Source organism: Pararhizobium qamdonense, assembly GCF_029277445.1.
In the GTDB taxonomy this organism is placed as follows: domain Bacteria; phylum Pseudomonadota; class Alphaproteobacteria; order Rhizobiales; family Rhizobiaceae; genus Pararhizobium; species Pararhizobium qamdonense.
In genome coordinates, this window is sequence record NZ_CP119566.1 from 2,026,235 (window position 1) to 2,051,521 (window position 25,287).

General features: G+C 62.3%; 20 protein-coding genes and 1 riboswitch. Of the genes, 8 read left to right on the forward strand and 12 right to left on the reverse strand.

Going from position 1 to position 25,287, the window contains the following annotated elements:
• The first annotated feature begins 13 nt into the window (after nucleotides 1-13).
• Nucleotides 14-355, forward strand: a complete 342-nt coding sequence (locus PYR65_RS09765; RefSeq protein ID WP_276120829.1) for a PAAR domain-containing protein — start codon at nucleotides 14-16, stop codon at nucleotides 353-355.
• Between the two features lie 60 nt (nucleotides 356-415).
• On the opposite strand, the gene PYR65_RS09770 is transcribed toward PYR65_RS09765, so the two are convergent.
• The 9 genes from PYR65_RS09770 to PYR65_RS09810 form a co-directional block, all read right to left on the reverse strand.
• The gene (locus PYR65_RS09770) at nucleotides 416-2,065 is read right to left on the reverse strand and encodes an ABC transporter ATP-binding protein (protein WP_276120830.1); all 1,650 of its coding nucleotides are present in this window, start codon (nucleotides 2,063-2,065) and stop codon (nucleotides 416-418) included.
• Nucleotides 2,058-2,885 (reverse strand): ABC transporter permease, encoded by an 828-nt coding sequence (locus PYR65_RS09775; RefSeq protein ID WP_060638751.1) that lies wholly within the window; start codon nucleotides 2,883-2,885, stop codon nucleotides 2,058-2,060. Before PYR65_RS09775 ends, PYR65_RS09770 begins: the two co-directional genes overlap by 8 nt.
• Nucleotides 2,882-3,895, reverse strand: coding sequence for an ABC transporter permease (locus PYR65_RS09780; RefSeq protein WP_276121025.1), 1,014 nt, complete (start codon nucleotides 3,893-3,895; stop codon nucleotides 2,882-2,884). The genes PYR65_RS09775 and PYR65_RS09780 overlap by 4 nt, the downstream gene beginning before the upstream one ends.
• A 92-nt stretch (nucleotides 3,896-3,987) precedes the next feature.
• Entirely contained in the window at nucleotides 3,988-5,577 is a 1,590-nt protein-coding gene (locus tag PYR65_RS09785) for an ABC transporter substrate-binding protein (protein WP_060638753.1), read from the reverse strand.
• Between the two features lie 313 nt (nucleotides 5,578-5,890).
• Nucleotides 5,891-6,673, reverse strand: a complete 783-nt coding sequence (locus PYR65_RS09790) for a carnitinyl-CoA dehydratase (protein ID WP_060638754.1) — start codon at nucleotides 6,671-6,673, stop codon at nucleotides 5,891-5,893.
• A gap of 5 nt (nucleotides 6,674-6,678) precedes the next feature.
• Entirely contained in the window at nucleotides 6,679-8,733 is a 2,055-nt protein-coding gene (locus PYR65_RS09795) for an acetate--CoA ligase family protein (protein ID WP_276120831.1), read from the reverse strand.
• A gap of 241 nt (nucleotides 8,734-8,974) precedes the next feature.
• A complete protein-coding gene (locus PYR65_RS09800; RefSeq protein WP_060638756.1) occupies nucleotides 8,975-10,135 on the reverse strand; it encodes an acyl-CoA dehydrogenase family protein in 1,161 nt (386 codons plus the stop codon).
• Nucleotides 10,136-10,305: 170 nt separating this feature from the next.
• On the reverse strand, nucleotides 10,306-11,796 hold the full coding sequence (locus tag PYR65_RS09805; protein WP_276120832.1) for a carnitine 3-dehydrogenase: 1,491 nt from the start codon (nucleotides 11,794-11,796) through the stop codon (nucleotides 10,306-10,308).
• A gap of 284 nt (nucleotides 11,797-12,080) precedes the next feature.
• On the reverse strand, nucleotides 12,081-12,983 hold the full coding sequence (locus PYR65_RS09810) for a BKACE family enzyme (protein ID WP_276120833.1): 903 nt from the start codon (nucleotides 12,981-12,983) through the stop codon (nucleotides 12,081-12,083).
• Nucleotides 12,984-13,094: 111 nt separating this feature from the next.
• Between PYR65_RS09810 and PYR65_RS09815 the strand changes: the two genes are divergently transcribed.
• Entirely contained in the window at nucleotides 13,095-14,066 is a 972-nt protein-coding gene (locus PYR65_RS09815; RefSeq protein ID WP_276120834.1) for a GlxA family transcriptional regulator, read from the forward strand.
• Nucleotides 14,067-14,149: 83 nt separating this feature from the next.
• Here PYR65_RS09815 and PYR65_RS09820 read toward each other — a convergent pair whose 3' ends face one another.
• Nucleotides 14,150-15,520 carry a LysR family transcriptional regulator gene (locus tag PYR65_RS09820; protein WP_276120835.1) on the reverse strand — a complete coding sequence of 457 codons (1,371 nt, stop codon included), beginning with the start codon at nucleotides 15,518-15,520 and terminating at the stop codon, nucleotides 14,150-14,152.
• 138 nt (nucleotides 15,521-15,658) lie between these two features.
• On the opposite strand from PYR65_RS09820, the gene PYR65_RS09825 reads away from it, so the two are divergent.
• The 6 genes from PYR65_RS09825 (at nucleotide 15,659) to PYR65_RS09850 (ending at nucleotide 23,309) form a co-directional block, all read left to right on the forward strand.
• Nucleotides 15,659-17,197 carry an aromatic amino acid lyase gene (locus PYR65_RS09825; protein WP_276120836.1) on the forward strand — a complete coding sequence of 513 codons (1,539 nt, stop codon included), beginning with the start codon at nucleotides 15,659-15,661 and terminating at the stop codon, nucleotides 17,195-17,197.
• Between the two features lie 7 nt (nucleotides 17,198-17,204).
• Nucleotides 17,205-18,584 carry a dihydroorotase gene (locus tag PYR65_RS09830; RefSeq protein ID WP_276120837.1) on the forward strand — a complete coding sequence of 460 codons (1,380 nt, stop codon included), beginning with the start codon at nucleotides 17,205-17,207 and terminating at the stop codon, nucleotides 18,582-18,584.
• A complete protein-coding gene (locus tag PYR65_RS09835; RefSeq protein WP_276120838.1) occupies nucleotides 18,584-19,852 on the forward strand; it encodes a Zn-dependent hydrolase in 1,269 nt (422 codons plus the stop codon). Before PYR65_RS09830 ends, PYR65_RS09835 begins: the two co-directional genes overlap by 1 nt.
• Complete coding sequence (locus PYR65_RS09840; RefSeq protein ID WP_276120839.1) at nucleotides 19,852-20,940, forward strand: DUF917 domain-containing protein; 1,089 nt, start codon at nucleotides 19,852-19,854, stop codon at nucleotides 20,938-20,940. The genes PYR65_RS09835 and PYR65_RS09840 overlap by 1 nt, the downstream gene beginning before the upstream one ends.
• 194 nt (nucleotides 20,941-21,134) lie before the next feature.
• Complete coding sequence (locus tag PYR65_RS09845) at nucleotides 21,135-22,796, forward strand: urocanate hydratase (RefSeq protein WP_060638765.1); 1,662 nt, start codon at nucleotides 21,135-21,137, stop codon at nucleotides 22,794-22,796.
• A gap of 135 nt (nucleotides 22,797-22,931) precedes the next feature.
• Nucleotides 22,932-23,309 (forward strand): hypothetical protein, encoded by a 378-nt coding sequence (locus PYR65_RS09850; protein ID WP_276120840.1) that lies wholly within the window; start codon nucleotides 22,932-22,934, stop codon nucleotides 23,307-23,309.
• 45 nt (nucleotides 23,310-23,354) lie between these two features.
• Here PYR65_RS09850 and PYR65_RS09855 read toward each other — a convergent pair whose 3' ends face one another.
• Nucleotides 23,355-23,828 carry a 6,7-dimethyl-8-ribityllumazine synthase gene (locus PYR65_RS09855; protein WP_276121026.1) on the reverse strand — a complete coding sequence of 158 codons (474 nt, stop codon included), beginning with the start codon at nucleotides 23,826-23,828 and terminating at the stop codon, nucleotides 23,355-23,357.
• A 95-nt stretch (nucleotides 23,829-23,923) separates the two neighbouring features.
• A riboswitch (FMN riboswitch) is annotated at nucleotides 23,924-24,088 on the reverse strand.
• Between the two features lie 122 nt (nucleotides 24,089-24,210).
• Entirely contained in the window at nucleotides 24,211-25,275 is a 1,065-nt protein-coding gene (locus PYR65_RS09860) for an ABC transporter ATP-binding protein (RefSeq protein ID WP_060638767.1), read from the reverse strand.
• Nucleotides 25,276-25,287: the final 12 nt, after the last annotated feature.

Here is a 25,287-nt window from a genome sequence, read left to right on the forward strand (position 1 = left end):
AGAGGAGATCAGGATGTCGAGGGCCGTTATTGCCGGATGGGTGCTGCTTGGCTTTTCCGCTGTGCCGGGTCTTGCCGAAGATGCACCACCTTCGCCGCTGGCCGGTTGCGCGCTATCGGGGGCGTCCAGCGTCTTCATCGGCGGTGCGCCGGCTTTGAGGTTGTCGGACGTGGTCAATTGCCCGGCTGATCTCTACGAAGTCGTTCCAGGTATTATGATCGAGGGGCAACCGCTTGTCCGCGTTCGTTCGGGATCGTCTGAAAAAGCCGATTGCGCCGCCAAGGGCGAGATGACGGTAACGGCGAACGGCCAGCCGATGCAGCGGCTCGGCGATGTCAGGTGCACCACGAAATGACCGGCTGATCGCCGTTTCTTCCCTTCGCGGATGCGCGAAGGGAAGGCGGTTTTCGTTTCGTCAGTTGCCGGCGCTTGCCATCCGGCGGGTGGTCAGGACTTTTTCCAACCAGCCGATTTCCATCTCCGGAACCGATTTCAACAACAGGTCGGTATAGTCGTCGAATGGTGGCGAGAGCACTTTCGACTTCGGACCGAAGCGCACGAGCTTGCCGCGATGCATGACGGCGACGGAGTCTGCAATCGCCCGGACGATGGCGATGTCATGGGTGATAAAGACATAGGAAACAGCGGTTTCCTCCTGAAGCCTCAGAAGCAGATTCAAGATGCCTTCAGCCACCAGCGGGTCGAGCGCGGAGGTCGGCTCGTCGCACAGGATCAGTTCCGGCTTTGCCGCCAGCGCCCTTGCGATCGCCACGCGCTGCTTCTGGCCACCCGACAGTTCGGCCGGATAGCGGTCGAGGAAACGGTCGCCCATTTCGATCTGGTCGAGCAGCTGTTTCACCCGCTCCGTCTTCTTCGCCCCATGCAGGCCATAGTAGAAGGAGATCGGACGGCCGATGATGTCGCGCACCGTCTGGCGCGGGTTCATCGCGGTGTCGGCCATCTGGTAGATCATCTGCACCCGGCGCAGCTCTTCCTTGGTGCGGCTTCTCAGCGCCTTTGGAAGCTCCTTGCCATCGAAGGTGATTGTGCCCTCTGAAGGCGGCAGGAGGCCGGTGATGACGCGCGCCAGCGTCGACTTGCCGGAGCCGCTTTCCCCGACGATCGCCAGCGTCTGGCCCTTGGGCAGATGCATGGACACGTCGTGCAGCACCTTGAAGCCATTGGCGTAACCGGCGCTTATATGCTCGATCTTCAAAAGCGTGTTGGTCTGGTCACGGGCCTCCTCGCGCTTGGTCTGGCGGACACTGACGAGTGCGCGGGTATAGTCCTCGTTGGGGGCCTCGATGATCTGCTTGGTCGTGCCGTATTCGATGGTCTTGCCGTGGCGCAGCACCATGATGTCGTCGGAAATCTGGGCGACGACGGCAAGGTCATGGGTGATGTAAAGAGCCGCCGTATGCGTCTCCTCGATCGCGTGCTTGATGGCGGCCAGCACATCGATCTGGGTGGTGACGTCAAGTGCCGTGGTCGGCTCGTCGAAGACGATCAGTTCCGGGTTGGGGCAGAGCGCCATGGCGGTCATGGCGCGTTGCAACTGGCCACCGGAGACCTGATGCGGATAGCGGTCGCCGAATGTTTCGGGATTGGGCAGGCCGAGCACCTGGAACAGATAAAGCGCCCGCTTTTCCGCTTCCGGCCGGGTCATGATCTTGTGGCGCAGGGCCGCCTCGATCACCTGTTCGCCAAGCTTGTGGGCCGGATTGAAGGCGGCTGCCGCCGATTGCGCGACATAGCAGACCTTGCAGCCGCGGATGGTGCGCACGCCGTCGCGGCCAAGCGTCAGGATGTCCTTGCCGTTGATCAGCACCTGACCGCCGGTAATGGCGGCACCGCCGCGGCCATAGGCGAGCGCAGACAGGCCGATGGTGGACTTGCCTGCACCGCTTTCGCCGATCAGGCCGAGCACCTTGCCCTTCTCAACATCGAAGGAGACGTTTTCGACCAGGGTCACGGTTTTGGGCGGCTCGCCCGGCGGATAGCTGGTTGCTTCGATCTTGAGATTCTTGACAGACAGCAGACCGTTATTGGGCAAAGATTCAGGCATCGCCGCGCCCTCCCTTGAGGCTCGAGGTACGCTTCATCAGCCAATCGACGACAAGATTGACGCAGATGGCAAGACCGGCGATGGCGCCGCCCGGCACAAGGGCTGCCGAGATGCCGAAGATGATGCCGTCCTTGTTGTCCTTGACCATGCCGCCCCAGTCGGCGGCCGGCGGCTGGATGCCGAGGCCGAGGAAGGAGAGGGTGGAGAGAAACAGGATGGAAAAGGCAAAGCGCAGGCCGAATTCGGCCAGAAGCGGCGAGAGCGTATTGGGCAGGATTTCCCGGAAGATGATCCAGCGCGTGCCTTCGCCGCGAAGCCGCGCCGCCTCGACGAATTCCATGACCGCCACATCCAGCGCCACGGCCCGGCCGATGCGGAAGACGCGGGTACTGTCGAGGATGGCCATGACGAGGATCAGGATCCACAGCTGCTGCGGCAGCACGGCGAGCACGACCAGCGCAAAGATCAGCGTTGGGATTGCCATCATCAGGTCGTTGAAGCGCGAGAATATCTGGTCGACAAGGCCGCCGGTGACGGCTGCCGTGAACGACAGGAGCATGCCGAGCGAAAACGAGATGACGGTGGCCGCAAGGGCGACAAAGATCGTGGTTCGCGCGCCAAAAATCAGGCGGGACAAAAGGTCCCGGCCGAGATTGTCGGTGCCGAGCAGGAAGTCGCCGCCCATTGGAAGCCAGATATCGCCGACGACATCGCGTTCGCCGAACGGCGCGATCCAGGGCGCGAAAATGGCGCAGAACAGGGCCACGGCAATGCCGATCAGCCCGACCCAGGCGCTGAGGGGAATGGAGCTCAATCTCATCGTGGATGCCTCAATCTCGGATTGGCGAGGATGGCGAGAATATCCGCAGCCATGTTGAGGAAAATGTAGAAGGCGGCGAAGATCAGGCCGCAGGCCTGCACCACCGGCATGTCGCGCACCGTGACCGCATCGACCATGTACTGGCCCATGCCCGGATAGACGAACACCACTTCCACCACGACGACACCGACCACGAGATAGGCAAGGTTGAGTGCAATGACATTGATGACGGGAGCGACGGCGTTGGGAGCGGCGTGCCTGGCAATGATGCGGAAGGCGCTGAGCCCCTTCAGTTCCGCCGTCTCGACATAGGCGGATGCCATGACGTTGAGGATGGCGGCGCGGGTCATGCGCATCATATGGGCGAGAACGACCAGCACCAGCGTTGCCACCGGCAGCGCGATGGCCGAGAGCCGCTCGGCGAAGGTCATGCCGTCATAGACGGTGGCAGGGAAGGTTGCGACCCCCATCTGCACCGCAAAGAACAGGATCAGCAGATAGCCGACAAAGAATTCGGGCAACGAGATCGCCGCGAGCGAGATCACGTTGATGATCTTGTCAGGCAGCCGGTTTCGATATTGCACGGCGAGCATGCCAAGCCCGACCGCCAGCGGAACCGAGATGATCGCGGCGAAGAAGGCGAGAAACAGCGAGTTGCCAAGCCGGTTGCCGATCTGCTCGCTGACGGAATTGCGGCTTGCCCAGGATTTCCCGAAATCGCCCTGCAACGCGTTGCCCAGCCAACTGACATAGCGTTCCGTCACCGGACGGTCGAGGCCGAGATCCTTGCGGATGTTTTCCACGGCCTGCGGCGTTGCCGACTGACCGAGATAGGTCGTGGCAAAGTCACCGGGCAGCGCTTCGACGCCGCCGAAGATCATCAGCGACACGGCAAAAAGGAGACCAACGCTGAGACCCAGCCGTTGGAGGATGAGCGCCGCCAAAGGGCGGCGAAAGGTGAAACGGCGCCAGAACGTGCCGGTGACGGCCCCGGTTGGGGGCGTCACCATGGTTCCGGAAACGGATGCCTGCTGCGAGAGGCCTTCGCCTCCCGCAGCAGGTCCCGTTGTGTGCGCCGGACCCGTGACCGGTCCGCCCGCCATCAGGCGTCGAGCCAGACGCGAGTTGCAACGTAGCCGTTCGACATGTCGTTGCCGATATCGTGGACGTAGCCCTTCACCTTCTTGGAGGAGGCATTCACGAAATCGTTGAACATCGGCAGGATCAGGCCGCCTTCGTCGCGAACCATCATGGCCATGGAGCGGTACATTTCCTTGCGCTTGGCCTCATCCAGTTCGGAGCGGGCTTCGAGCAGAACCTTGTCGAAGTCGGGACGCAGGAAGCGTGTGTCGTTCCAGTCGGCGCTTGAAAGGTAAGCCGTCGAGTACATCTGGTCCTGGGTCGGCCGGCCGCCCCAATAGGAGGTCGAGAACGGCTGGACATTCCAGACATTCGACCAATAGCCGTCGCCTGGTTCACGCTTCACCTCGATGCCGATACCGGCCTTCTTGGCGCTTTCCTGATAAAGCACTGCCGCATCGACGGCGCCCGGGAAGGCGACATCCGACGTGCGCAGCAGAACCTGACCGCTATGGCCGGACTTCTTGTAATGGAAGGCGGCCTTGTCAGGGTCATAGGCGCGCTGCTCGATGCCTTCGGGGAAGAGGGCGTAAGTCGAGTTGATCGGGAAGTCGTTGCCGACCTTGCCGAAGCCGCCCAGCACCTTTTCCAGCATCGCTTCGCGGTCCATCGCATATTTCAAGGCGAGCCGCAGGTCGTTATTGTCGAACGGTGCGGTGTTGCAATGCATGATGAAGACGTAGTGACCGCGTCCCGACGTCGAGAGAATATCGACGGTCGGCGCCCGCTTCAGGAGATCGACCGTCTTCGGGCTGACGCGGTTGATGTAATGCACCTGGCCGGAGGAGAGGGCGGCGATACGCGCTGTCGCGTCGTTCATCGCAATCATCTCGACGGAATCAACGTAGCCACGGTCCTGGCGCCAGTCATCCTTGTTGCGCTCGAAGGTGGCGCGCACGCCGGCCTCGAAGCTCGCGACCTTGAAGGGGCCGGTGCCGATCATTGCGTTTGGATCGTCGAGGCCGCCATTCGGCTGGATGACGAGATGGTAGTCGGTGAGGAGCAGCGGCAGGTCGGCATTGCCTTCCGTCAGCACCAGCACCAGCTTGTCGCCGTCAGCCTTGATTTCCTTGATCGATTTCATGACGCCGAGAGCGCCCGATTCCGATTTCTCGTCGGTATGACGCTGCAGGGTCTTGATGACATCCTCGACGGTCAGTTCCTTGCCGTCGTGGAATTTCACGCCCTTGCGGATCGTGAACGTCCAGGTGGACGCATCTGCCGACGGCTCCCAGGATTCGGCGAGTGCTGCAACGGGCTGGCCGGTCAGCGGATCGGATTCGACGAGCATGTCGCCCCAGTTGCGGCCGACGACGAACATGAACTGCGAGAGCGCCTTGGCCGGATCCTTCGAATCGGTGGCGGCTGCGCCTTCGAGACCAAGCTTGAGATGGCCGCCGCGCTTGGGCTCCTGCGCCGCAGCGCTTGAGGCAAACAAGGTGCTGGCGCTGGAGAGCGCGACACCGGCGGCCACAGTGCGGCCGATGAATTCACGCCGGTTCATCTTGCCCATCATGACCTGATTGGCGAGGTAGTTCTTGTAATCACTCATTCCCCTGTTCCTTTTTGTTGAATGGCTTTGCGCCGTTTTCTTTATTGTTTTCAATCGTTGCCGATCGTGTGTTCCTAGAATGCATGCCTGAAGGCAGGTAGGCCATCACTTATGCGGCGTGGTTTGCCGCGATCGCGCCTTTCGTAAAATGGGTGTTTCTGATGCCGAAAACCCTGTTAAAATTAATGGTATCTCGTGAGAGAGGGTCTGTATTCATCTAAAAAATGCTCAGTTTTCATAAGTCTGGCTTATGATGGGAGCCGAACGACCTTGTCTTCCGGCTCTCCCTTTGCCTTTGCGCGGTGCCCAGCCGTTATTTTCCCTTCCAGACCGGGTCGCGCTTTTCCGAAAAGGCCCGTGCGCCCTCCAGCTGGTCGTCGCTCGAATAGAGGATGTCGACCGTCTTGAATTGGCGCTTGGTGATCTTGTTCATCGTCGTCTGGAAATCTTCGCCTTCGGCCGCGCGCACCACTTCCTTGATGGCAGCATAGACCAGCGGCGGGCCGCTTTCGAGCAGACGGGCGAGCTCCCAGGCGCGCTCCATCAATGTGTCAGCGGCGATGATCTCGTTGACGAAGCCCCAGCGATGGGCTTCCGCCGCATCCAGCCAGCGGCCGGTAAAGAGCATGTCCATGGCGATATGATAGGGGATACGCTTGGGCAATTTGATCGAGGCAGCGTCGGCAACGGTGCCCGAGCGGATTTCCGGCAGCGCAAAACTCGCGTGCTCGGCAGCCAGGATCATGTCGGCGGACAGCGCGATTTCCAGCCCGCCGCCGCAGCAGATGCCGTTGATCGCTGCAATCACCGGCTTGTTGAGATCGCGCAGTTCCTGCAGGCCGCCAAAGCCGCCAATGCCATAGTCGCCATCGACAGCGTCGCCGCCGGCAGCCGCCTTCAGATCCCATCCCGGACAGAAGAATTTTTCACCCGCGCCGGTGATGATGGCGACGCGCAACGTGTCGTCGTCGCGAAAACCGGCAAAGATTTCGCCCATGATGCGGCTCGTCACCAGATCGATCGCGTTGGCCTTCGGCCGGTCGATGGTGACTTCGAGAATGCCGCCTTCGCGGCGCGTTCGGATAGGTCCGGTCATAGGCGTCATTTCCTCCGACGGATCAGGGCATCGGCCGCAACGGTTCCAGACCCTTGCGGCAAGACCATGATAGGATTGATATCGAGTTCTTCGAGTATTGTAGCGTTTGCTGCGACATAGGATGCGACGGCAGCGACAGAGGCCGTCAACGCGTCAATGTCGCCCTTCGGCCCGCCACGATAGCCATCGAGCAGTTTCTTGATTTTCAGGCCGGAAATCGCCCCGGTAATGGCTTCGGGCGTCGTCGGAAGGGTCAAAATCGCCGAATCTTCGAGCAATTCCACCAGAATACCACCGGCGCCGATGGTCAGCACCAGGCCGGCCACGGGATCGCGCAGCGCCCCGACGATGATTTCCGCAACGGGTTTTGCAATCATTTTTTCGACGAGATAGCCCGATGCGACGTCTTTCATGGCGTCTGCCGCATCGAGAACCGCCTGCCGGTCGCCCAGATTGAGCCTGACGGCACCGGCCTCGGTCTTGTGAGCGACGCCGAGGCCCTTGAGAACCACCGGAAATCCCAGCGTCTCGGCTGCATCGGCGGCCTCCTGCGCAGTTTGCGCTGTCTTGCCCATGGGCACCACGAGGCCGAATTTCGCCAGTTCGGCCTTCGCCTCGTTCTCCGTGATGGTCAGGATTTCGCCGTCTTTCACCTGTGCGGACAACAAAGGCGCCGGAATGGGTTTTGCCCAGATGGCGCCGATGCCGGCCGAAATCTCGGCTGCCGCCAGCGCCTCGTCGATGCCGGAAAAGGCAACGACACCGGCTGACATCAGCGACAGCGCCGTTTCCTCCGGCATGTTTTCACCGAGGCTTGCGACGATGCCGGCAACGGCGCCGGTCGCGTTGGCGGATGCGATGACGGCCTCGCAGGTGCTGTTCCAGTCGGTGGCATCGCACCGGTCCTGGCGGGGGAAGTCGAGAACGATGAGGTTGAGCGCATAATCGCCCTTCATCATTGCCGTAAATGCCGTCGTCTGCTTTTCCAGATTGCCCCAGACGAAGGTGTGGTAATCAAGCGGATTGGCAATGGTGACCATGTCGCCGAGGCTTTCGCGCAAGGGCTGGCGCTGTTCGTCCTTCAGCGCCCGGAACACCGTCTTCCGCTTCACTCCGGCATCCGCCATCAACGAGGCCTCGCCGCCGGAGCAGCTCATCGAGGAGATGTCATAGTTTTTCAGCGGCGGATGCAGGTGGAGTAGTTTCAGCGTCTCCAACAGTTCCGGCAGCGTATCGACCCGGCCGATGCCGAGGCGCTCGAGGAGGGCACCGGACACGGCGTCGTTGCCGGCCAGCGATGCCGTATGCGACACGGTCGCCAGCTGGGCGGCTTCGGATTTGCCGACCTTGAGGGTGACAACCGGTTTTTTCAGTTCGCGTGCCCGCGTTGCCAGGCGTTGCAGCGCTTCGATACTGTCGAAGCCTTCGATATGCAGGCCGACGGCGGTGACGCGCGGGTCTTCGAGCGCGGCGATGGCCAGTTCGGACAAGCCCGTCTGCGCCTGATTTCCCGCCGTCATGATATAGGCAAGCGGCAGGCCACGCATCTGCATGGAAATATTGCAGGCAATGTTGGAGGACTGGGTGAGGACGGCGACGCCGCGTTCGACACGCTGCATGCCATGCTGGTCGGGCCAGAGCAGGGCGCCGTCGAGCGCGTTGATGAAGCCGTAGCAATTGGGGCCGACGATCGGCATGTCACCGGCGGCTGCAACCAGCGCATCCTGCAGGTCGTTGCCATCGGCCAGTTCGCTGACGGCCTCGCGGAACCCGGAGGCATAGCAGATGGCGCCGCCTGCACCGCGGGCGGACAGGCCGCGGATGATCTCGACGGTGAGCTGGCGGTTGACGCCGACAAAGGATGCGTCCGGTGCTTGCGGCAGTTCGGCCACCGAGCGGTAGCAGCGGCGGCCAAGGATGTCGTCCTGCTTGGGATGCACCGGCCAGATATCGCCGGTGAAGCCCATCTTGTCGCATTGTTCGATCACCCGGCGCGCTTCCTTGCCGCCGAAAACGGCGATGGATTGCGGCCGGATCAGGCGGTCAAGGCTGCGGGTCATGATCTTGCTCCGAACATGCCGTTCCTCTTCTCCCCAGCGGGGAGAAAGTGGCCCGAGAGGGCCGGATGAGGGGAGCGCATAGCGCAGAAATCGGGGGATTGAGCCTGGGAGTTATAATTCCCGGCAAAGGGCGATGGCTTCGCCCCCCTCATCCGGCGCGTTGCGCCACCTTCTCCCCGCTGGGGAGAAGAGGGAGGCTGCCGCGTCGTCTGAAACGGAGACATGGAAAATATGATCATCCTCATGCCCCCAGCGGCCGCAGGAGGTCGCGGCTGATGATGTGCCGCTGGATTTCCGAGGTGCCGTCCCAGATGCGCTCGACGCGGGCATCGCGCCAGAAGCGGGCAAGCGGCAGGTCGTCCATCAATCCCATGCCGCCATAGATCTGGATTGCCTGGTCGGTGACACGGGCGAGCATTTCGGAGGCGTAGAGCTTGGCGGAGGCAATCTCGCGGTTGGCCGGAAGCTTCTGGTCGAGCCGCCAGGCGGCTGCGAGCGTCAGATAATCGGCGGCGTCGATCTCGGTGATCATGTCGGCGAGCTTGAAGGAAACGCCCTGGTTGGCGCCGATCGGCTTGCCGAACTGTTTGCGCTCGGCGGCATAGGGCAGGGCATAGTCGAACACCCGGCGGGCGCGGCCGACGCAGGTTGCGGCAACGGTGATGCGGGTGGCGTAGAGCCAGTCATTGGCAATGTCGAAACCCTTGTGCACTTCGCCGAGAATGGCGGACGAGGGCAGGCGGCAATCGTCGAACGAGAGGATGCAGTTCTTGTAGCCGCGATGGGAAACCGAATCGTAGCCGTTGCGGATTTCAAAACCCGGCGTGCCGCGATCGACGAGGAAGCAGGTGATCTTCTTCTTCGGGCCGCGCGGCGTTTCCTCCTCGCCGGTAGCGATGAAGACGATGACGAAATCGGCGATATTGGCATGCGAAATGAAATGCTTGGTGCCGTTGACGATCCAGTCGTCGCCATCGGGCTTGGCAAAACATTTCATGCCGCGCACGTCGGAACCGGCATCCGGCTCGGTCATGGCAAGCGCATCGAATTTCTCGCCCTTGACGGCCGGGATCAGGTATTTCTCGCGCTGCTCATCGTTGCAGGCCATGAGAATGCCGGAGGGACGGCCGAAAAACACGGTGAGGCCCATCGAGCCCCGGCCAAGCTCGCGCTCGACCAGCGTAAAGGTCTGGTGATCGAGCCCGGCGCCACCCACTTCCTCCGGCATGTTGCAGGCGAAGAAGCCGAGATCCTTGCACTTTTGCGCAATCTCCTGGCCGAGTTCCTGCGGCACGATGCCGGTGCGCTCCACCTCGTTCTCATGCGGATAGATCTCGGTCTCGACGAAGCCGCGAACGGTATCGACGATCATTTGCTGTTCTTCGGTCAGTGCGAAATTCATGATGTGTTCCCTCTTATTCTTGTTCTGGGGTATCCGCCTCTTCTCCCCAGCGGGGAGAAGGTGGCCCGGAGGGCCGGATGAGGGGGAGCCACGCCCTGAGAGTTTGTGGCACCACCCCCTCATCGCCTCGCTTTGTTCGGCACTTCTCCCCGCTGGGGAGAAGAGTAAGGTTACCGCTTCTGCCCCACGGCGCGCCCGGTACCGTCCGGCTTCGCCAGTCCCGCATGCGCCTGCGCAATCGCCTTCACCCGGTCGAGCACGGCAGCCGGGGCGGGCACGGCCTTGCTCTCCTTGGAGGAGACATGCAGCATCATCTGTTCGGCTGTCGCCACTGCCTCGTTGGTGGCGGCGTTGTAGATGGTCGAGAAGATGTGCAGGCGCTTCTCGTCATAGGAGAGGATCTGGCAGGTCGAGTACAAGGCATCGCCCAGCTTGGCTTCGCCGAGATTGCGGATGTGGGTCTCGACCGTGTAGTAGCTGTGGCCGTTCTTGACATAGTCCAGATCGACGCCGATCAGGCGCAGGATGCCGTCGGACGTGTCGCCGAACACCTGCAGGTAGCGGTGCTCGGTCATGTGGCCGTTGTAATCGACCCAGGCGGCGTTGACCTTGGTATCGAGGATGCGGATCGGCTTGGCCTCGCCCAGATCGGTCTGCGGCTTTTCAGCGTTGGCCCAGAGGCTGTCTTCGAAATCGGCGAGCAGTTTGCCTGCACCCCAGCCCTTGCCGCCATCGCCGCTTTTCAGCGCATGCATGATGCCGACGAGGTTTTCGTCGCGGATGCGCTCAAGATCGCGGATACCGCGGGCGCCGGATTGCGCGTCCGACTGGCCGGCAATCTTGTTGACCAGTTCGTCGTCGAGATCGACAACGTCCATCAGCTTGGTCCAGGGCCAGGAGAGGCAGGGGCCGAACTGGGCGAGGAAATGGCGCATACCGGCTTCGCCACCGGCAATGCGGTACGTTTCGAACATGCCCATCTGCGCCCAGCGCATGCCGAAGGAATAACGGATGACGTCGTCGAGCGTTTCGGTATCGCAGATATCGTCCTTGATCAGCCACAGACCTTCGCGCCAGACGGCTTCGAGAAGACGGTCGCCGACGAACGCCTCGATCTCTTTGTTGATGATGACGCCCTTCATGCCGATCGGCGCAAGCTTGGCTTTTGCGTCCTGCAGCGTCGCCTTGCTGGTCTTTTCGCCGCCGACCAGTTCGGCGAGCGGCAACAGGTAGACCGGGTTATAGGGATGGGCGACGAACATGCGCTCGGGATGCTTCATGTCGCGCTGCAGGTCCGTCGGCATGATGCCCGACGTGGACGAGCCGATCAGGGCTGTTGGCGAGGCGGCGGCATCGATCTGGGTGATGACGTTGCGCTTCAGATCGACCCGCTCGGGCACGCTTTCCTGAATCCAGTCAGCACCTTCAACCGCTTCCTCAACGCTTTTGACGAAGGTGAGTTTTCCCTTTGCAGGCAGCGGCGCCATGGTCAGCATGGCATAGGCGCGCTCGGCATTGGCGAGCACTTCACCGACGATGCGTTCGGCTTCCGGATGCGGATCGAACATATTGACGTCGATGCCGGCCAGAAGAAAGCGCGCCGCCCAGGCCCCGCCGATAACGCCGCCGCCGATACAGGCTGCCTTGGTGATTTTGGTCATTGGTGTTCTACCCTCTTTCAAAATTCGGTCTGTCATTGGGCGGTGCGCGTGATACCCCTCACCAAGTTCATCCAGCCGATCGGCTGCGCCTCCCGGGGATGAACTATCCTCTCCCGCAAGGGGAGAGGAAACGTGCCGCAAGCTCCCGGTCCGCCGTAAAGCAAGGTGTTGCCGCGGTTCCTACCTCTCCCCTTGCGGGAGAGGATAGCAAGCCCGCACGAAGCGGAGCTGAGTGCCTGGGCGCGCTTGGTGAGGGGTAAAACCCCACCCCCAAAACGCAATTCCTACCGCTTCGTCAGCTTCAGCTTTTCACGCACTTCGGCCGGGCCGATGATCTTTGCGCCCATGCCTTCGATGACGCCGACGGCTTTTTCGACGAGCTGGGCGTTGGTGGCGAGCTGGCCCTTGCCGACGTAGAGATTGTCTTCCAGGCCGACGCGGACATTGCCGCCGGCGAGAACGGCTGCGGCGGGATAGGCGAGGGCGTTGCGGCCGATCGAGAAGGCCGAGAAGGTCCAGTTTGATGGCACGTTGTTGACCATCGCCATGAAGGTGTTGAGGTCATCCGGCGCGCCCCACGGAATGCCCATGCAGAGCTGGATCAAAACCGGATCCTCGATCAGGCCTTCTTCAACGAGTTGCTTGGCAAACCATAGATGGCCGGTATCGAAGGCTTCGATTTCCGGGCGCACGCCGAGATCGGTCATCATCTTGGCCATGGCGCGCAGCATCGAGGGCGTGTTGGTCATGACGTAGTCGCCGAGCGAGAAGTTCATCGTGCCGCAATCGAGCGTGCAGATTTCCGGCAGGCATTCGGCGATGTGGGAAACGCGCTCCGTCGCGCCCGCCATGTCGGTGCCGTTGGGATTGAGCGGCAGCGGGCTTTCCACATTGCCGAAAATCATGTCGCCGCCCATGCCGGCCGTGAGGTTGAGCACCACATCGACATCGGCGGAGCGGATGAGGTCGGTCACTTCCTTGTAGAGGTCGTTGCGGCGGCTCGGTGCGCCGGTCTCGGGATCGCGCACGTGACAATGCACGATGGCGGCACCGGCCTTGGCCGCATCGATGGCCGAGGCTGCGATCTGTTTCGGCGATCTTGGCACATGCGGCGACTTGCCGGCGGTATCGCCGGAGCCGGTGACTGCACAGGTGATGAAAACGTCGCGGTTCATGCTCAGTGGCATAAAAGCCTCCCCTTGTTATTGGTGGCCATTACGAGCCAAGAAGGACCGCTCTGCTTTCCTTTTGCGGATGTTTATTATACATTTTCGGAACCATAGGCCGGAGATCAACGAATGCTCGCGCCAAGCGAAGGGACCCAGCATATCGATCTGCTGGTGTTGCCGGAGACCAATCTGATCCTCGTCGCCTCGGTGATCGAGCCGCTTCGCGCCGCAAACCGCATTGCCGGAAAAGCGCTCTACGACTGGGCGATCTTCAGCCCGGACGGCCAGGCGATCGAGACCAAAAGCGGCATCCCGATCCCGGTTGCCGGGCCGTTCCGGCCGCAAAACGAGACGGCGCCGCTGTTTGTGCTGTCGAGCTATAACTGGCGGGCTTACGCGACGACGCAGCTGAAAATCCTCCTGTCTCGAACCGCCCGGCATCGCGAGGTCATGGCGGGCATCGAGGCCGGCAGCTGGTTTCTGGCGGAAACCAGTCTGCTCGACAATTTTTCAGCCACCAATCACTGGGAGGATTTCGAGGATTTTGCCGCCGCCTATCCGCAGATCAACATGGTGCGCGAGCGTTTCGTCATCGATGGCAAGCGGATGACCACCGGCGGGTCTTTGCCGACACTCGACCTGATGCTGGAGCTGATCCGCCGCCAGCACAGCTATTCTTTGGCGCTCGAAGTGTCGCGCCTGTTCATCTACGAGCAGGAGCGCACGCGCGGCGACCTTTTGCAGATGCCGGCCATCGGCAATATGCGGATCGTCGATGCCCGTGTCGGGGCGGCGGTGAAGCTGATGGAAGAGACCGTCGATGCGCCCCTCACGCTCAGCCGTCTTGCGCGCCGGGCGGGGGTCAGCGCCCGCCATCTGCAGGACCTGTTTCAGGAGACGATGGGTGTGGCGCCGCATGCCCATTACCTGGCGCTCAGGCTGAATGCAGCCCGGCGCAACGTGATCGAGACCCGGGCCGATTTTGCCGATATTGCTGCGGCCACCGGCTTCAATTCGTCTTCCGCCTTCTCGCGCAGCTATCGCGCCCATTACCGCGAAAGCCCGAGCGAAACGCGCAGGCGGGTCAAGCTGAAAGGGTGAGGCGCAAGTTCATGTGCTGATTCAACGGGTGGTGGATTTGCGAGTCCGGTCAAGGATTTGGCGTTCGCCGTGCACAAAGTGATTCAATCGCGCGGATCGGTGCTGCCGGATATCTCATCTGCAAGCATCATGCCGAGCATCGCTTCCGCCACCTGCCGGGAAAGCGCGTTCTTCTGCCATGCCAGCGACAGGCTCTGCATATAGCTGTCCCCCAGCCGGCGCATGGCAGGGGGATTTCGCACGCGGGCGGCGGAGCTCTCCGGCAAGACCGAAAGATAACCGTGGTCCATCACCAGATTGAGGATGACCGGGATCGAATCGACTTCCGTCAATGTCAGCCGGTTGCGCTCCTGTTCGGTGAGCGTCGCCTCGATGAAATGCGCTGCCTGCTGGCGCAGGCCGCTTTTCAGGCTGGGCACGGCAATCGGATGCGATTGCAGCAATGCGGCGATGTCGTTGCCGTGTTTGGCAAAGAGCGCGGGATGACCGGCTAGCGCCAGCGGCGTGCGTGAGATCAGGCTGCCTTCGAACTCGGACGGGAAGGTTTCAAGATCGAGCAGCACCACGTCGAAGCGGCGGTTTTTCAGCCCGGCGATCAGTTCGTCGGCGGTGGTGCTGGACACGAACAGCGGCTGGCGCGGGCGGGCGCGATGCCACTTGGCGGTCAGCGCCGCCAGCATGCGGGCGATCTCGCTTTCGGGCCCGAGCGGCATGACCGAGCCGAACCGCCAGGTGGCGGCCGCGCGGCGGAACCGGTCGCCGGATGCGCGCGACAGCCTGCGCCAGATCTCCAGCAGGTTTTCGACGGTGGGGATCGCCGCCAGTCCTTCCGCCGTGCAGGTGATGCCGGATGGCGAACGGGCAAGCAGCGTGTATCCGAGGTCGCGTTCCAGGTCGTTCATCTGCCGCGTCAGTTGGGGTTGGCCGGTCGCCGATGCCTTGGCGGCGGCGCGAATGCTGCCGCTGCGGGCGACAGCGATGAAGCGTTCGAGTGCGATGAGGCTGATCGAGGGACAGGGAGTCTGAGCGTTGGCGATGGGCTCCGTCTTCTCCACGACAGGAAGAAGTGCCGGGCGAATGCGAGGCGATGAGGGGGGTGTTCCGGCGCGTTCGGAGTTTGCCGTCCCCCTTATCCGGCCCTGCGGGCCACCTTCTCCCCGCTGGGGAGAAGAGGGAGCCTGCCGATGGGCCTCGGGCCACAATGGGGTTCTGGGCTGTAAGAGGGATTGGATCGCCTCGGTCGCCGCCGCAAGGTCGGCCATCCGGCTTTGCGCTTCCAGCGTCGGCACGAGATTGCCGCGTTCGCGCCGCACGAGCGGGACGGCGATGGCGGCTTCGAAGCGTTTCAGTGCCGCGCTGACGCTGGCGGGCGGCCTGCCGCTTGCCTTTGCGGCGCGCCGGATTCCGCGCTCTGCAAGGATCGCGTGGACAAGGGCAAGGGTGGCAATGTCCATGGGCGGTTTTGATCCCTGCAGGGGAAATGACGGCTGAGACCGCAATGTACGGCTACCGGCATCTTGTGTTTCATTTTTGGGATATAACACAAAGCTCGATATTGGGCATAGCATGGCGCCAACAAGGTGAGTCAAAGCATGCATGCATCGGTGAAAGCCATCGTCCTCAACGGCAATCCGCTGGATTTCTCCACATTGGAGAGAATCGGCTCCGGACTGTTCGTGCCCGCCGTTGCCGAGCAGTCGTTCGAACGGGTGGAGGTGGCGCATAAGGTGATTGCCGATCGCATCGCCATGGGCCTGCCGGTCTACGGCGCCAATACCGGCGTCGGCTCGATGAAGGACCGGCTGTGGACGGTGGATGATCTCGCAGAATTCAACACGGCGCTGGTCAAGGCCCATCATTTCGGCACCGGCCCGCTGTTTTCCAAGTCCATCGTGCGCAAGGCCATCGCCATCCGCATCAACACGGCGCTCGGCGGCCATACCGGCTGCAGCGTCGATCTTATCAAGGCGTTCCTGGCGCTTTTGGAGCGCGGCGTCGTGCCCGCCGTGCACCGGCATGGCTCGATCGGCTGCGCCGATATCGGGTTGATGGGGCAGGTTGCCTCGGTTTTGACGGGCACCGGCGAAGCCTTTTTCGAGGGCGAGCTGCTGAGCGCCGGCGAAGCTTTGCAACGTGCAGGGCTTCAACCCTTCGTCATGCTGCCGCGCGACGCGCTGGCGGCGCTGAGCGTCAACGCAACGGCCTTTGCGGCGGCTGCCGACGTGCTGCGCGAAGCAGCCTCGGCCGTGCGCGTGCTGATGACCACCGGGCTGATGTCGTCGCTGGCGCTCGGGGCCTCGGCCGATCCGTGGCGGGTGGCGGCGACTTTGGGGACGCGCGGCGAGGCGCTGGTTGGGTCCTGGCTTTACGGCCAGTCCGATTGCGTCGACTGGCCGCTGCCGACGGCGATCCATGATCCGCTCAGCCTGCGCATGACCGCGCAGGTCTTCGGCGCCGCCGTCGATACGCTGCTGGTGGCGGCCGAACGGCTGGTCGATGCGACCTATCTGTCGGATGACAATCCGGTGGTGCTGGGCGGACAGGTACATGCGTCCGGCGCCTCGCTGCCCTTGACCACGACGCTCTATATCGAGACGGCGCAGATCGCCTTTTCGCATGTGGCGCGCAATGTCTTGAACCGTTGCATCCTGCTTTCCAATGGTGTGCGGCGAAACCTGCCGGTCAATCTGGTCGCGCCGGGCGAGATTGCCAGCGGGCTTGGGCCGCTGATGAAGCTGGTGGTGGAACTCTACATGCGCGTCCAGTCGCTGGCGGTGCCGCTTTCGGCGCAGTCGATCGTGGTTGCCGGCGGGCTGGAGGAGGAGGCGACCTTCCTGCCGCTGATCGTCGAGCGCATGGAAACGCAGGTGCGCGATCTCCGGCAGATGGCGGCGATCGAGGCGATGCTGTCGGCCCAGGCTGTCGATCTTCTGGGCGATACGCCGCAGGGCGTTACGCAGATTGCCTATGAGCGGGTGCGGGCCGTCAGCCCGATCTACCTGAAGGACCGGCCGCTTTCCAAGGAGATCGAGCATCTCCATCATGAATTTGCCTGCGGCCGCCTGCTGGAGGCGATCGTGGCGGCAGCACCCATGCCCGAATTTGACGATTTCTTCGCGCTCGCAAAGTGAGACACGGATGTCCGACTTCGATCTGGTTTTGAAAGGCATGGTGGTTCTGGCCGACCGCGTCGTCGAAGGCGGATTTGTTGCCGTGCGCGAAGGCAAGGTGGCGTTCGTCGGGCAGGGCGCAATGCCTGAGGCACGCGAGCGCCATGATCTCGGCAGCGCTCTGATCCTGCCCGGCGCCATCGATGCGCAGGTGCATTCGCTGTCGCAAAAGGACCAGGAGGATTTCATCTGGTCGACGCGTTCGGCTGCGGCAGGCGGAGTCACCACCATTGTCGATATGCCCTATGATGAAGGCGATCTGGTCTGCTCGGCCGATGCCGTCCGGCGCAAGATCGATCACGCCGGGAAACAGGCGCGCGTTGATTTCGCGCTCTACGGCACGATCGACCCGGAAGAAGGCCCGGCGCGGATCGGCGAAATGGTCGAGGCCGGCGTTGCCGCCTTCAAGTTTTCCACATTCGGAACGGACCCGAAACGGTTTCCGCGCATTCCGGCCGGGCTCTTGGAAGATTGTTTTGCAGCGATCGCGCCGACCGGGCTGGCGGCCGGTGTGCACAATGAGGATGACGAGGCGGTGCGGGCTGCGATCGGCAAGGTGAAGGCTGCGGGTATCACCGATTACCGGGCCCATGGCCTGTCGCGTCCGCCGCTGACGGAGCTGCTTGCCACCAACCAGATCTATGAGACGGGGGCGGCGACCGGCTGCCCGGCCCATGTCGTGCATTGCTCGGTCGGGCGCGGCTACGATATTGCCAGCGCCTACCGTGCCCAGGGTTTTCGCGCCACCATCGAATGCTGCATCCACTATCTCGTTCTCGACGAGGAAAACGACGTGAAGCGGCTGGGTGGCAAGGCCAAGATCAATCCGCCGATCCGGCCGCGCGCCGAGGTGGAAAAACTCTGGCGCCATGTGGCCGATGGCAAGGTGACCATGGTTTCCACCGATCACGTCAGCTGGTCGGAAAACCGCAAGACCAATCCCGATATGCTCGCCAATGCATCCGGTGTTCCGGGGCTGGAGGTGATGATCCCGCTGTTCGTCAAGGGGCTCCTCGAGCGCGGCATTTCCTTGACGCGTGCCGCCGAACTGATGTCGCTCAATCCCGCCCGCCATTTCCGCCTTGATCACCAGAAGGGCTCGCTGGAGGAAGGCAAGGATGCGGATATCACCGTGCTGACGGCCGAACCCTATGACTACAACGCAGCTGATAGTGGCAACAATGTCGTCGGCTGGTCGCCCTATAACGGCATCCGTTTGCCCTTCCGGGTGGCGGCGACCTATAACCGGGGCGTGCAGGTTTTCGACGGTAGGGCGGTTCTGGCCGCGCCGGGCAGCGGTCAATTCATCCGGCCGCTTGCCAGCCTGCCGCTGCGCGAGGCCGTCTGATGGCTGTTGCCGATACCAACCTTCCCGTCGATCCCGTGCGCATCGCCGATATCGTCAAGGGCCTTGCCCGCATCACCGAGCCGGACAAGCCCTATACGCGGCGGGCGTTTACGCCGCTGTTTCTGAACGGCCGCGCGTTTCTGGAGCAGCGCCTCAGGGCTGCAGGGCTCGAAACCCGGATTGATGCTTCGGGAAACCTGATCGGCCGCCGCAAGGGGCGCAAGTCGGCGCTCGGGACGATCATGCTGGGATCGCATTCCGATACGGTGCCGGAAGGCGGCCGTTTCGACGGCATTGCCGGCGTTGCCGCAGCGCTTGAAGTTGCCCAGGCTTTGAACGATGCCGGTATCCGGCTCGATCACGATCTGGAGATCGTCGATTTCCTGGCCGAGGAAGTGTCGATTTTCGGCGTCTCCTGCGTCGGCAGCCGTGGCCTTGCGGGATTGCTCCCGGATGGGTGGCTGAGCCGGACGCACGAGGAGCTGACGCTACGGCAAGGGATTATCGATGCCGGTGGCGACCCCTCGCGGCTGGCGCGGCAAAAACGCTCGGATATCCGGGCTTTTCTGGAGCTGCATATCGAGCAGGGGCCAGTCCTTGAAACGGAGCGCTGCGATATCGGCATCGTCACGGCGATTGCCGGGATTACCCGCATCGAAATCCTCTTCGACGGCCAGGCCGATCATGCCGGAACCACGCCGATGGGCCACAGGCGCGATGCGCTGGTGGCGGCGGCTCGTTTGGTTGGCGAGGTCGAGCGGCTCGCCACGGACTATGCGAAGGGCGAGGGGCATTTTACCGCGACGGTCGGGGAATTTTCCATCGAGCCGAATGCCGCCAATGTCGTGCCGTCACGCGCCCGCATCCTGATCGATGCGCGTGCCGAGCTGCGGCCGGACATGGAGCGGTTCATCGCCGGGATCGATCAGCTCGCCGTCGATATCCAGCGCGAGACCGGTGTGTCGATCGCGTCGCCGAAACTGATTTCTGATAATTTTCCAACACCCGCCGATCCGCTCGTCATGGCCAATCTGGAACAGGCATCCGACCGTGTGGGTGCAAGACGCCGCCGCATGGCGTCGGGTGCCGGGCATGACACCGCCTGGATGGCGCGGATTTCCAAGGCCGCGATGATCTTCATCGCCTGCCGCGACGGGCGTTCGCACACGCCGGACGAATGGGCTGAAAACGACGATATCGCGCTCGGTGCTGCGGTTCTGTTCGAGGCTGTGCGCAAACTCGATAGTGATCTACAGGGAGAGCAGTGATGGGCCGGATACTCACGGAAAAGGACGTCGAAGCGGCCGTCAAGGGCGGCTCGGTCTATGCGGCCGGCGGCGGCGGCTGGGCCGATCATGGCCGCATGCTGGGTTATGCTGCGGTCTCGATCGGCAAGCCGGAACTGGTCTCGATCGATGAGCTTTCCGATGACGAATGGGTGGCGACGGCGGCCGCCATCGGTGCGCCGGCCTCGACGACGCCTTGGGAAATGCGCGGGGTCGATTATGTCAAGGCGGTGCAATTGCTGCAGGAGGCCTTGGGCGAAAAGGTTTCCGCGCTGATGGTCGGGCAGAACGGCAAGTCCTCGACGCTGAACGGCTGGCTGCCTTCGGCGATCCTCGGCACCAAGGTTCTCGATGCCGTCGGCGACATGCGGGCGCATCCGACCGGCGACATGGGATCGATCGGCATGGCGGGGTCGCCCGAGCAGATGATCCAGACGGCAGCCGGCGGCAATCGCGACGAGAACCGCTATATCGAGCTTGTGGTGCGCGGCGCAACCGCCAAGGTGTCGCCGATCCTGCGCACCGCGTCCGACATGTCCGGCGGCTTCATCGCATCGTGCCGCAATCCGCTGCGCGCGTCCTATGTCCGCAAGAATGCAGCGCTCGGCGGCATTTCGCTGGCGCTTTTGCTCGGCGAGGCGATCATCGCTGCGGAAGGCAAGGGCGGCAGCGCCATCATCGACACGATCGCCAAAACCACCAACGGCACGATCCTTTCGGAAGGCGTCATCACTGACAAATCCGTCGTCTATACCAGGGAAGCCTTCGACATCGGTACGGTGACGCTCGGCACGGGTGATGACGCAACGGTCCTTAACGTCATGAACGAGTACATGGCCGTCGAGGATGCCGCAGGCACACGGCTTGCGACCTTCCCGGACGTCATCACGACGCTGTCTGAAGACGGCGAGCCGCTGAGTGTGGGGCAGTTGCAGGTGGGGATGCGGATCTTCGTGCTGCATGTGCCGAAGTCGGTCATTCCGCTGGCATCGAGCGTGCTTGATCCGAGCGTCTATCCTCCGGTGGAGAAGGCGATGGGGATTGAATTGGCGCGGTATGCATTGGGCTGAGGCGCTTGGGGCATCACCCCCCTCTTTCCCTCCGGGACATCTCCCCCTCAAGGGGGGAGATTGGCCGCATCGTCGGTGCCACCCTACAAACAGGAGTAGGGAAAAAGAATGATCTCCCCCTTGAGGGGGAGATGTCACGGAGTGACAGAGGGGGGTGAAGCCTCCCCGGAAAAGTCTTTAAAGAGGACAACACCATGCCCAAACCAAACCCTCGTCACCCCAATTTCCCCATCCCCGGCGGGCCGGAGCTGCGCGCCAAGGGGTGGCGGCAGGAGGCGTTGCTCAGGCTTTTGGAAAATGTGCTGTCGGTTGGCGAGGATCCGGACAATCTGATCGTCTATGCGGCGCTCGGAAAGGCGGCGCGCAACTGGGCTTCCCACAGGGCAATCGTCAAGACATTGCTTGAGATGGACGAGGACCAGACGCTGGTGATCCAGTCCGGAAAGCCGGTCGGGCTGCTCAAGACCCATGCCAAGGCGCCGCTGGTGATCATGGCCAATTGCAATATCGTCGGCCAATGGGCAAAGGCCGAAGTGTTCTACGAGCTGGAAAAGCAGGGGCTGATCTGCTGGGGCGGGCTGACGGCGGGCGCGTGGCAATATATCGGCAGCCAAGGCGTCATCCAGGGCACCTATGAAATCTTCATGCGCATCGCCGAAAACCGGTTCGGCGGCGATCTTGCCGGACGGTTCATCCTGACGGCCGGGCTGGGCGGCATGGGCGGGGCGCAGCCGCTGGCCGGGCGCATGGCGGGGGCGGCGATCCTCTGCATCGATATCGACCCGGTACGCGCTGAAAAGCGCAGGGACATCGGCTATCTCGAACATGTGGCACCAGATCTTGATACCGCGCTGGCGATGATCGACCAGGCCGTCAGGGAAAAGCGCGCCACCTCCATCGGCCTTGTCGGCAATGCGGCGGCCCTTTATCCGGAAATCGCCAGGCGCGGCATCGTGCCGGATATCGTCACCGACCAGACGTCTGCCCATGACCTCGTCTATGGCTATGTGCCGAAGGGCATGAGCATCGAGGAGGTCAAGAGGCTGAGGGTCGACGGGCAGGGGCAACTGATGGCCGCCAGCCGCGCCTCTATCGTCGATCATGTCAAGGCGATGCTCGAATTCCAGGCCAAGGGCTCGGAAGTTTTCGACAATGGCAACCTGATCCGCACCCAGGCGCGCGAGGGCGGCGTCACCAATGCGTTCGACATCCGTATCTTTACCGAGGCCTATCTGCGGCCGCTGTTTGCGCGTGCCATCGGGCCCTTCCGCTGGATGGCGCTGTCGGGCGAGGAGAGCGATATCGCCCGCATCGACGATCTCTTGCTGGAGATGTTTCCCGATAACAGGATCGTCACCAACTGGATCAAGCTGGCGCGCGAAAACGTGCCGTTCGAAGGACTGCCCGCCCGTATTGCCTGGCTTGGCCATGGCGAGCGCACGCAGCTTGCGGTCGCCGTCAATGCGCTGGTCGCGTCCGGAGACCTCAAGGGGCCGATCGCGTTTTCCCGCGACCATCTCGATGCGGGCGCCATGGCGCATCCGAATATCATGACCGAGCGGATGAAGGACGGTTCCGACGCCATTGCCGACTGGCCGCTGCTCGACGCCATGCTGCTCTGCTCTTCCATGGCCGATCTCGTCGTCGTCCATTCCGGCGGCGGCGGCTATGCCGGTTACATGACCAGCTGCGGCGTCACCGTGATTGCCGACGGCACGGAAGGTGGGGCGGAACGGCTCAGCCATGCGCTGACCAACGACACATCGCTCGGTGTCATCCGCTATGCCGATGCCGGTTATGAGGAATCGGCCGATGAGATCGAGACGAAGGGGATCGGGTATATCGCGCTCGACTAGCGACCGAGCCTTCTTCAGATCTGTATATTTTGTTTTTCTAAAATAAAGACCTATACTCCAGCTACGGCTGACCGTTCTGTCCCTGGTTAGACAGGCTCATGATGCGGCCGGTTTGAGACTGCGAGGGAGGGTACGGTGAAGGCGACATTGGGCGGATGTATCGCACTTGCTCTGCTCTTGTCGCATGTTCCGGGGAGTTTGCCGGGTGACGCGGTCGCTCCTCACAAAGTGATCTTTGAGGACGATGCGCGGATGATCAGTGCGCGGCTTTACTCGGCCATTCTGATCAACGCCTGCAGGAGCGGATGGCGATATCCGTTGAGCCGGGTGAAACGTGGATTCAAGCGCCATTTCGACGAATTTAAGCTGCAGCTCGCAAGCAGTGGCTACACCATCGTTCCAGGCCGCGCATCCACCGGCGCCCGCAAGCAACAGCGGGCGTCTGCGGCTATCCGTAACGATCGCGTTGCGCGCCGATTCGGGTGTTCCCAGAAATATTGGCTGGATGAGTGACGGTCGCGGAAGGGCAGGATAGCCTGCCCTTCCGAACAAGCCGGGTCAGGCGTTGATCAGCGCCAATTGCGCACGAGCGGCCAGGATCTGCGAGCAGGCATTGGCGGCTTCCACGCCCTTGACGACGAAATGGTCGGTGAAGAAGCGGATATGCTGTTCGGATTCCTGGAAATTGTGCGGCGTGAGCACCGTCGACAAAACGGGCACGCCGGTGTCGAGCTGGACGCGCATCATGCCGTCAAGCACCGTTCCCGCGACGAAATCATGGCGGTAGATGCCGCCATCGACGACGAAGGCCGAGCCGATAATCGCCGAGAAGCGGCCGGTCCTGGCGAGCGTCTGGGCATGCAGCGGGATTTCGAGTGCGCCGGGAACGTCGAAGATCTCGACGTCGGATGCGTTGCCGCCAAGCTTTTGCCAATGGGCGACGAAGGAATTGACGCATTGATCGACGATATCGGCGTGCCAGCGCGCGCGGATGATGGCGATTTTCTGGGTCGGATGGGAAGCGATTGTCATGTCAGTCTGGCCTTTCAAGGTTGCCATTTTTCAATGATCCCCTTGGGCGAACACGCAGGCGCGGAGGCTCCCCATAACAAGGTGCCACTTGGTCTGCTTGCTCTCTTTCATCCGGACTTTAACCGTCGGCTCCGGAATTCAACCGGATCTGCTGACCTTCCCATCCAGATACATGCATCCGGCTGGGAAGCGCTCGCGGGCTCCAGGAATTGCTTCCCGTTACCGCCGGTGGGGAGTTTCACCCCGCCCTGAGAACGTGCGAGGCCAACTATAAGGATTGGTGCGCCGCCGTCAAATGCGCTGTGCGACGCGTGCAACGCAAAAGGCGACAGATTTTTTCTCAAAATCTGTCGCCTGAAACATATTTTTCCAGGTGTCGCCGCTATTCGCGGATGATCAAAAGGTCGCTGGCGGTGAACCGCAATGTGGCGATTTCGCCGACGGCCGGTGGCGTCAGGCCCGGCGCGTTGAACATGTCGAACGAGATCAGGGCATCGCCGACCTTCATGCGGGTGCGGATGACCGAGCCCAGGAAATTCGAGGAGGCAACGGTGCCGGTCAGCGCCGTGTCGCCCTTGGCGCCTTCGGCGATCGATCCTGCTTCCGGGCGCAGCGCCAACGAAACCTTGTCGCCGGCCTTGGCCACTGTACCCAGCGGTTCGCGCAAGGTGATCTGCTGATCACCGATGATGATCCGGTTGGTTGCGGGATCGACGACCTTGGCTTCGATCAGGTTGAGCGTGCCGACGAAGGAGGCCACGAAGCGGGTGGCTGGCTTGTTGTAGATGTCGAACGGGGTGCCGATCTGGTCGGCGCGGCCGGCATTCATGACGACGATACGGTCGGAGATGGACAGGGCCTCTTCCTGATCGTGGGTGACGAAGACCGTGGTGATGCCGAGCTGCTGCTGGATCATGCGGATTTCCTCGCGCAGCGACACGCGGATCTTGGCGTCGAGCGCCGACAGCGGCTCGTCGAGCAACAGGACCTGCGGCTTGGGCGCCAGCGCACGGGCGAGCGCCACGCGCTGCTGCTGGCCGCCGGACATCTGGTAAGGATAGCGGTCGGCCAGATGGTCGAGATGGATGAGGCCGAGCATCTCCTTGACGCGGGCATCGACGGCGGTTTTCTCCATGCCGGCGATCTTCAAGCCGAAGGCGACATTCTCGTGCACGGTCATGTTGGGAAACAGCGCATAGGCCTGGAAGACCATGCCGATATTGCGCTGGTTCGGCTTCAGCTCATTCTGGTTGCGGCCGTTGATAACGACCGTTCCGGCGGACGGCGTCTCGAAGCCGGCGATCATGCGCAGGATCGTCGTCTTGCCGCAGCCTGACGGTCCGAGAAAGGAGACGAATTCTCCCTTTTCGATGGCCATGTCGAAATCCTTGACCACCTGCACGGGGCCAAAGCTTTTTTGAATGCCTGAGAGTTCGAGAAAGGACATGGACGATCAATA

Bases quoted from the DNA above. Each gene is read 5' to 3' on its own strand.
- PYR65_RS09765 (WP_276120829.1), top strand. From the start codon at position 14: ATGTCGAGGGCCGTTATTGCCGGATGGGTGCTGCTTGGCTTTTCCGCT.
- PYR65_RS09770 (WP_276120830.1), bottom strand. From the start codon at position 2,065: ATGCCTGAATCTTTGCCCAATAACGGTCTGCTGTCTGTCAAGAATCTC.
- PYR65_RS09775 (WP_060638751.1), bottom strand. From the start codon at position 2,885: ATGAGATTGAGCTCCATTCCCCTCAGCGCCTGGGTCGGGCTGATCGGC.
- PYR65_RS09780 (WP_276121025.1), bottom strand. From the start codon at position 3,895: ATGGTGACGCCCCCAACCGGGGCCGTCACCGGCACGTTCTGGCGCCGT.
- PYR65_RS09785 (WP_060638753.1), bottom strand. From the start codon at position 5,577: ATGAGTGATTACAAGAACTACCTCGCCAATCAGGTCATGATGGGCAAG.
- PYR65_RS09790 (WP_060638754.1), bottom strand. From the start codon at position 6,673: ATGACCGGACCTATCCGAACGCGCCGCGAAGGCGGCATTCTCGAAGTC.
- PYR65_RS09795 (WP_276120831.1), bottom strand. From the start codon at position 8,733: ATGACCCGCAGCCTTGACCGCCTGATCCGGCCGCAATCCATCGCCGTT.
- PYR65_RS09800 (WP_060638756.1), bottom strand. From the start codon at position 10,135: ATGAATTTCGCACTGACCGAAGAACAGCAAATGATCGTCGATACCGTT.
- PYR65_RS09805 (WP_276120832.1), bottom strand. From the start codon at position 11,796: ATGACCAAAATCACCAAGGCAGCCTGTATCGGCGGCGGCGTTATCGGC.
- PYR65_RS09810 (WP_276120833.1), bottom strand. From the start codon at position 12,983: ATGCCACTGAGCATGAACCGCGACGTTTTCATCACCTGTGCAGTCACC.
- PYR65_RS09815 (WP_276120834.1), top strand. From the start codon at position 13,095: ATGCTCGCGCCAAGCGAAGGGACCCAGCATATCGATCTGCTGGTGTTG.
- PYR65_RS09820 (WP_276120835.1), bottom strand. From the start codon at position 15,520: ATGGACATTGCCACCCTTGCCCTTGTCCACGCGATCCTTGCAGAGCGC.
- PYR65_RS09825 (WP_276120836.1), top strand. From the start codon at position 15,659: ATGCATGCATCGGTGAAAGCCATCGTCCTCAACGGCAATCCGCTGGAT.
- PYR65_RS09830 (WP_276120837.1), top strand. From the start codon at position 17,205: ATGTCCGACTTCGATCTGGTTTTGAAAGGCATGGTGGTTCTGGCCGAC.
- PYR65_RS09835 (WP_276120838.1), top strand. From the start codon at position 18,584: ATGGCTGTTGCCGATACCAACCTTCCCGTCGATCCCGTGCGCATCGCC.
- PYR65_RS09840 (WP_276120839.1), top strand. From the start codon at position 19,852: ATGGGCCGGATACTCACGGAAAAGGACGTCGAAGCGGCCGTCAAGGGC.
- PYR65_RS09845 (WP_060638765.1), top strand. From the start codon at position 21,135: ATGCCCAAACCAAACCCTCGTCACCCCAATTTCCCCATCCCCGGCGGG.
- PYR65_RS09855 (WP_276121026.1), bottom strand. From the start codon at position 23,828: ATGACAATCGCTTCCCATCCGACCCAGAAAATCGCCATCATCCGCGCG.
- PYR65_RS09860 (WP_060638767.1), bottom strand. From the start codon at position 25,275: ATGTCCTTTCTCGAACTCTCAGGCATTCAAAAAAGCTTTGGCCCCGTG.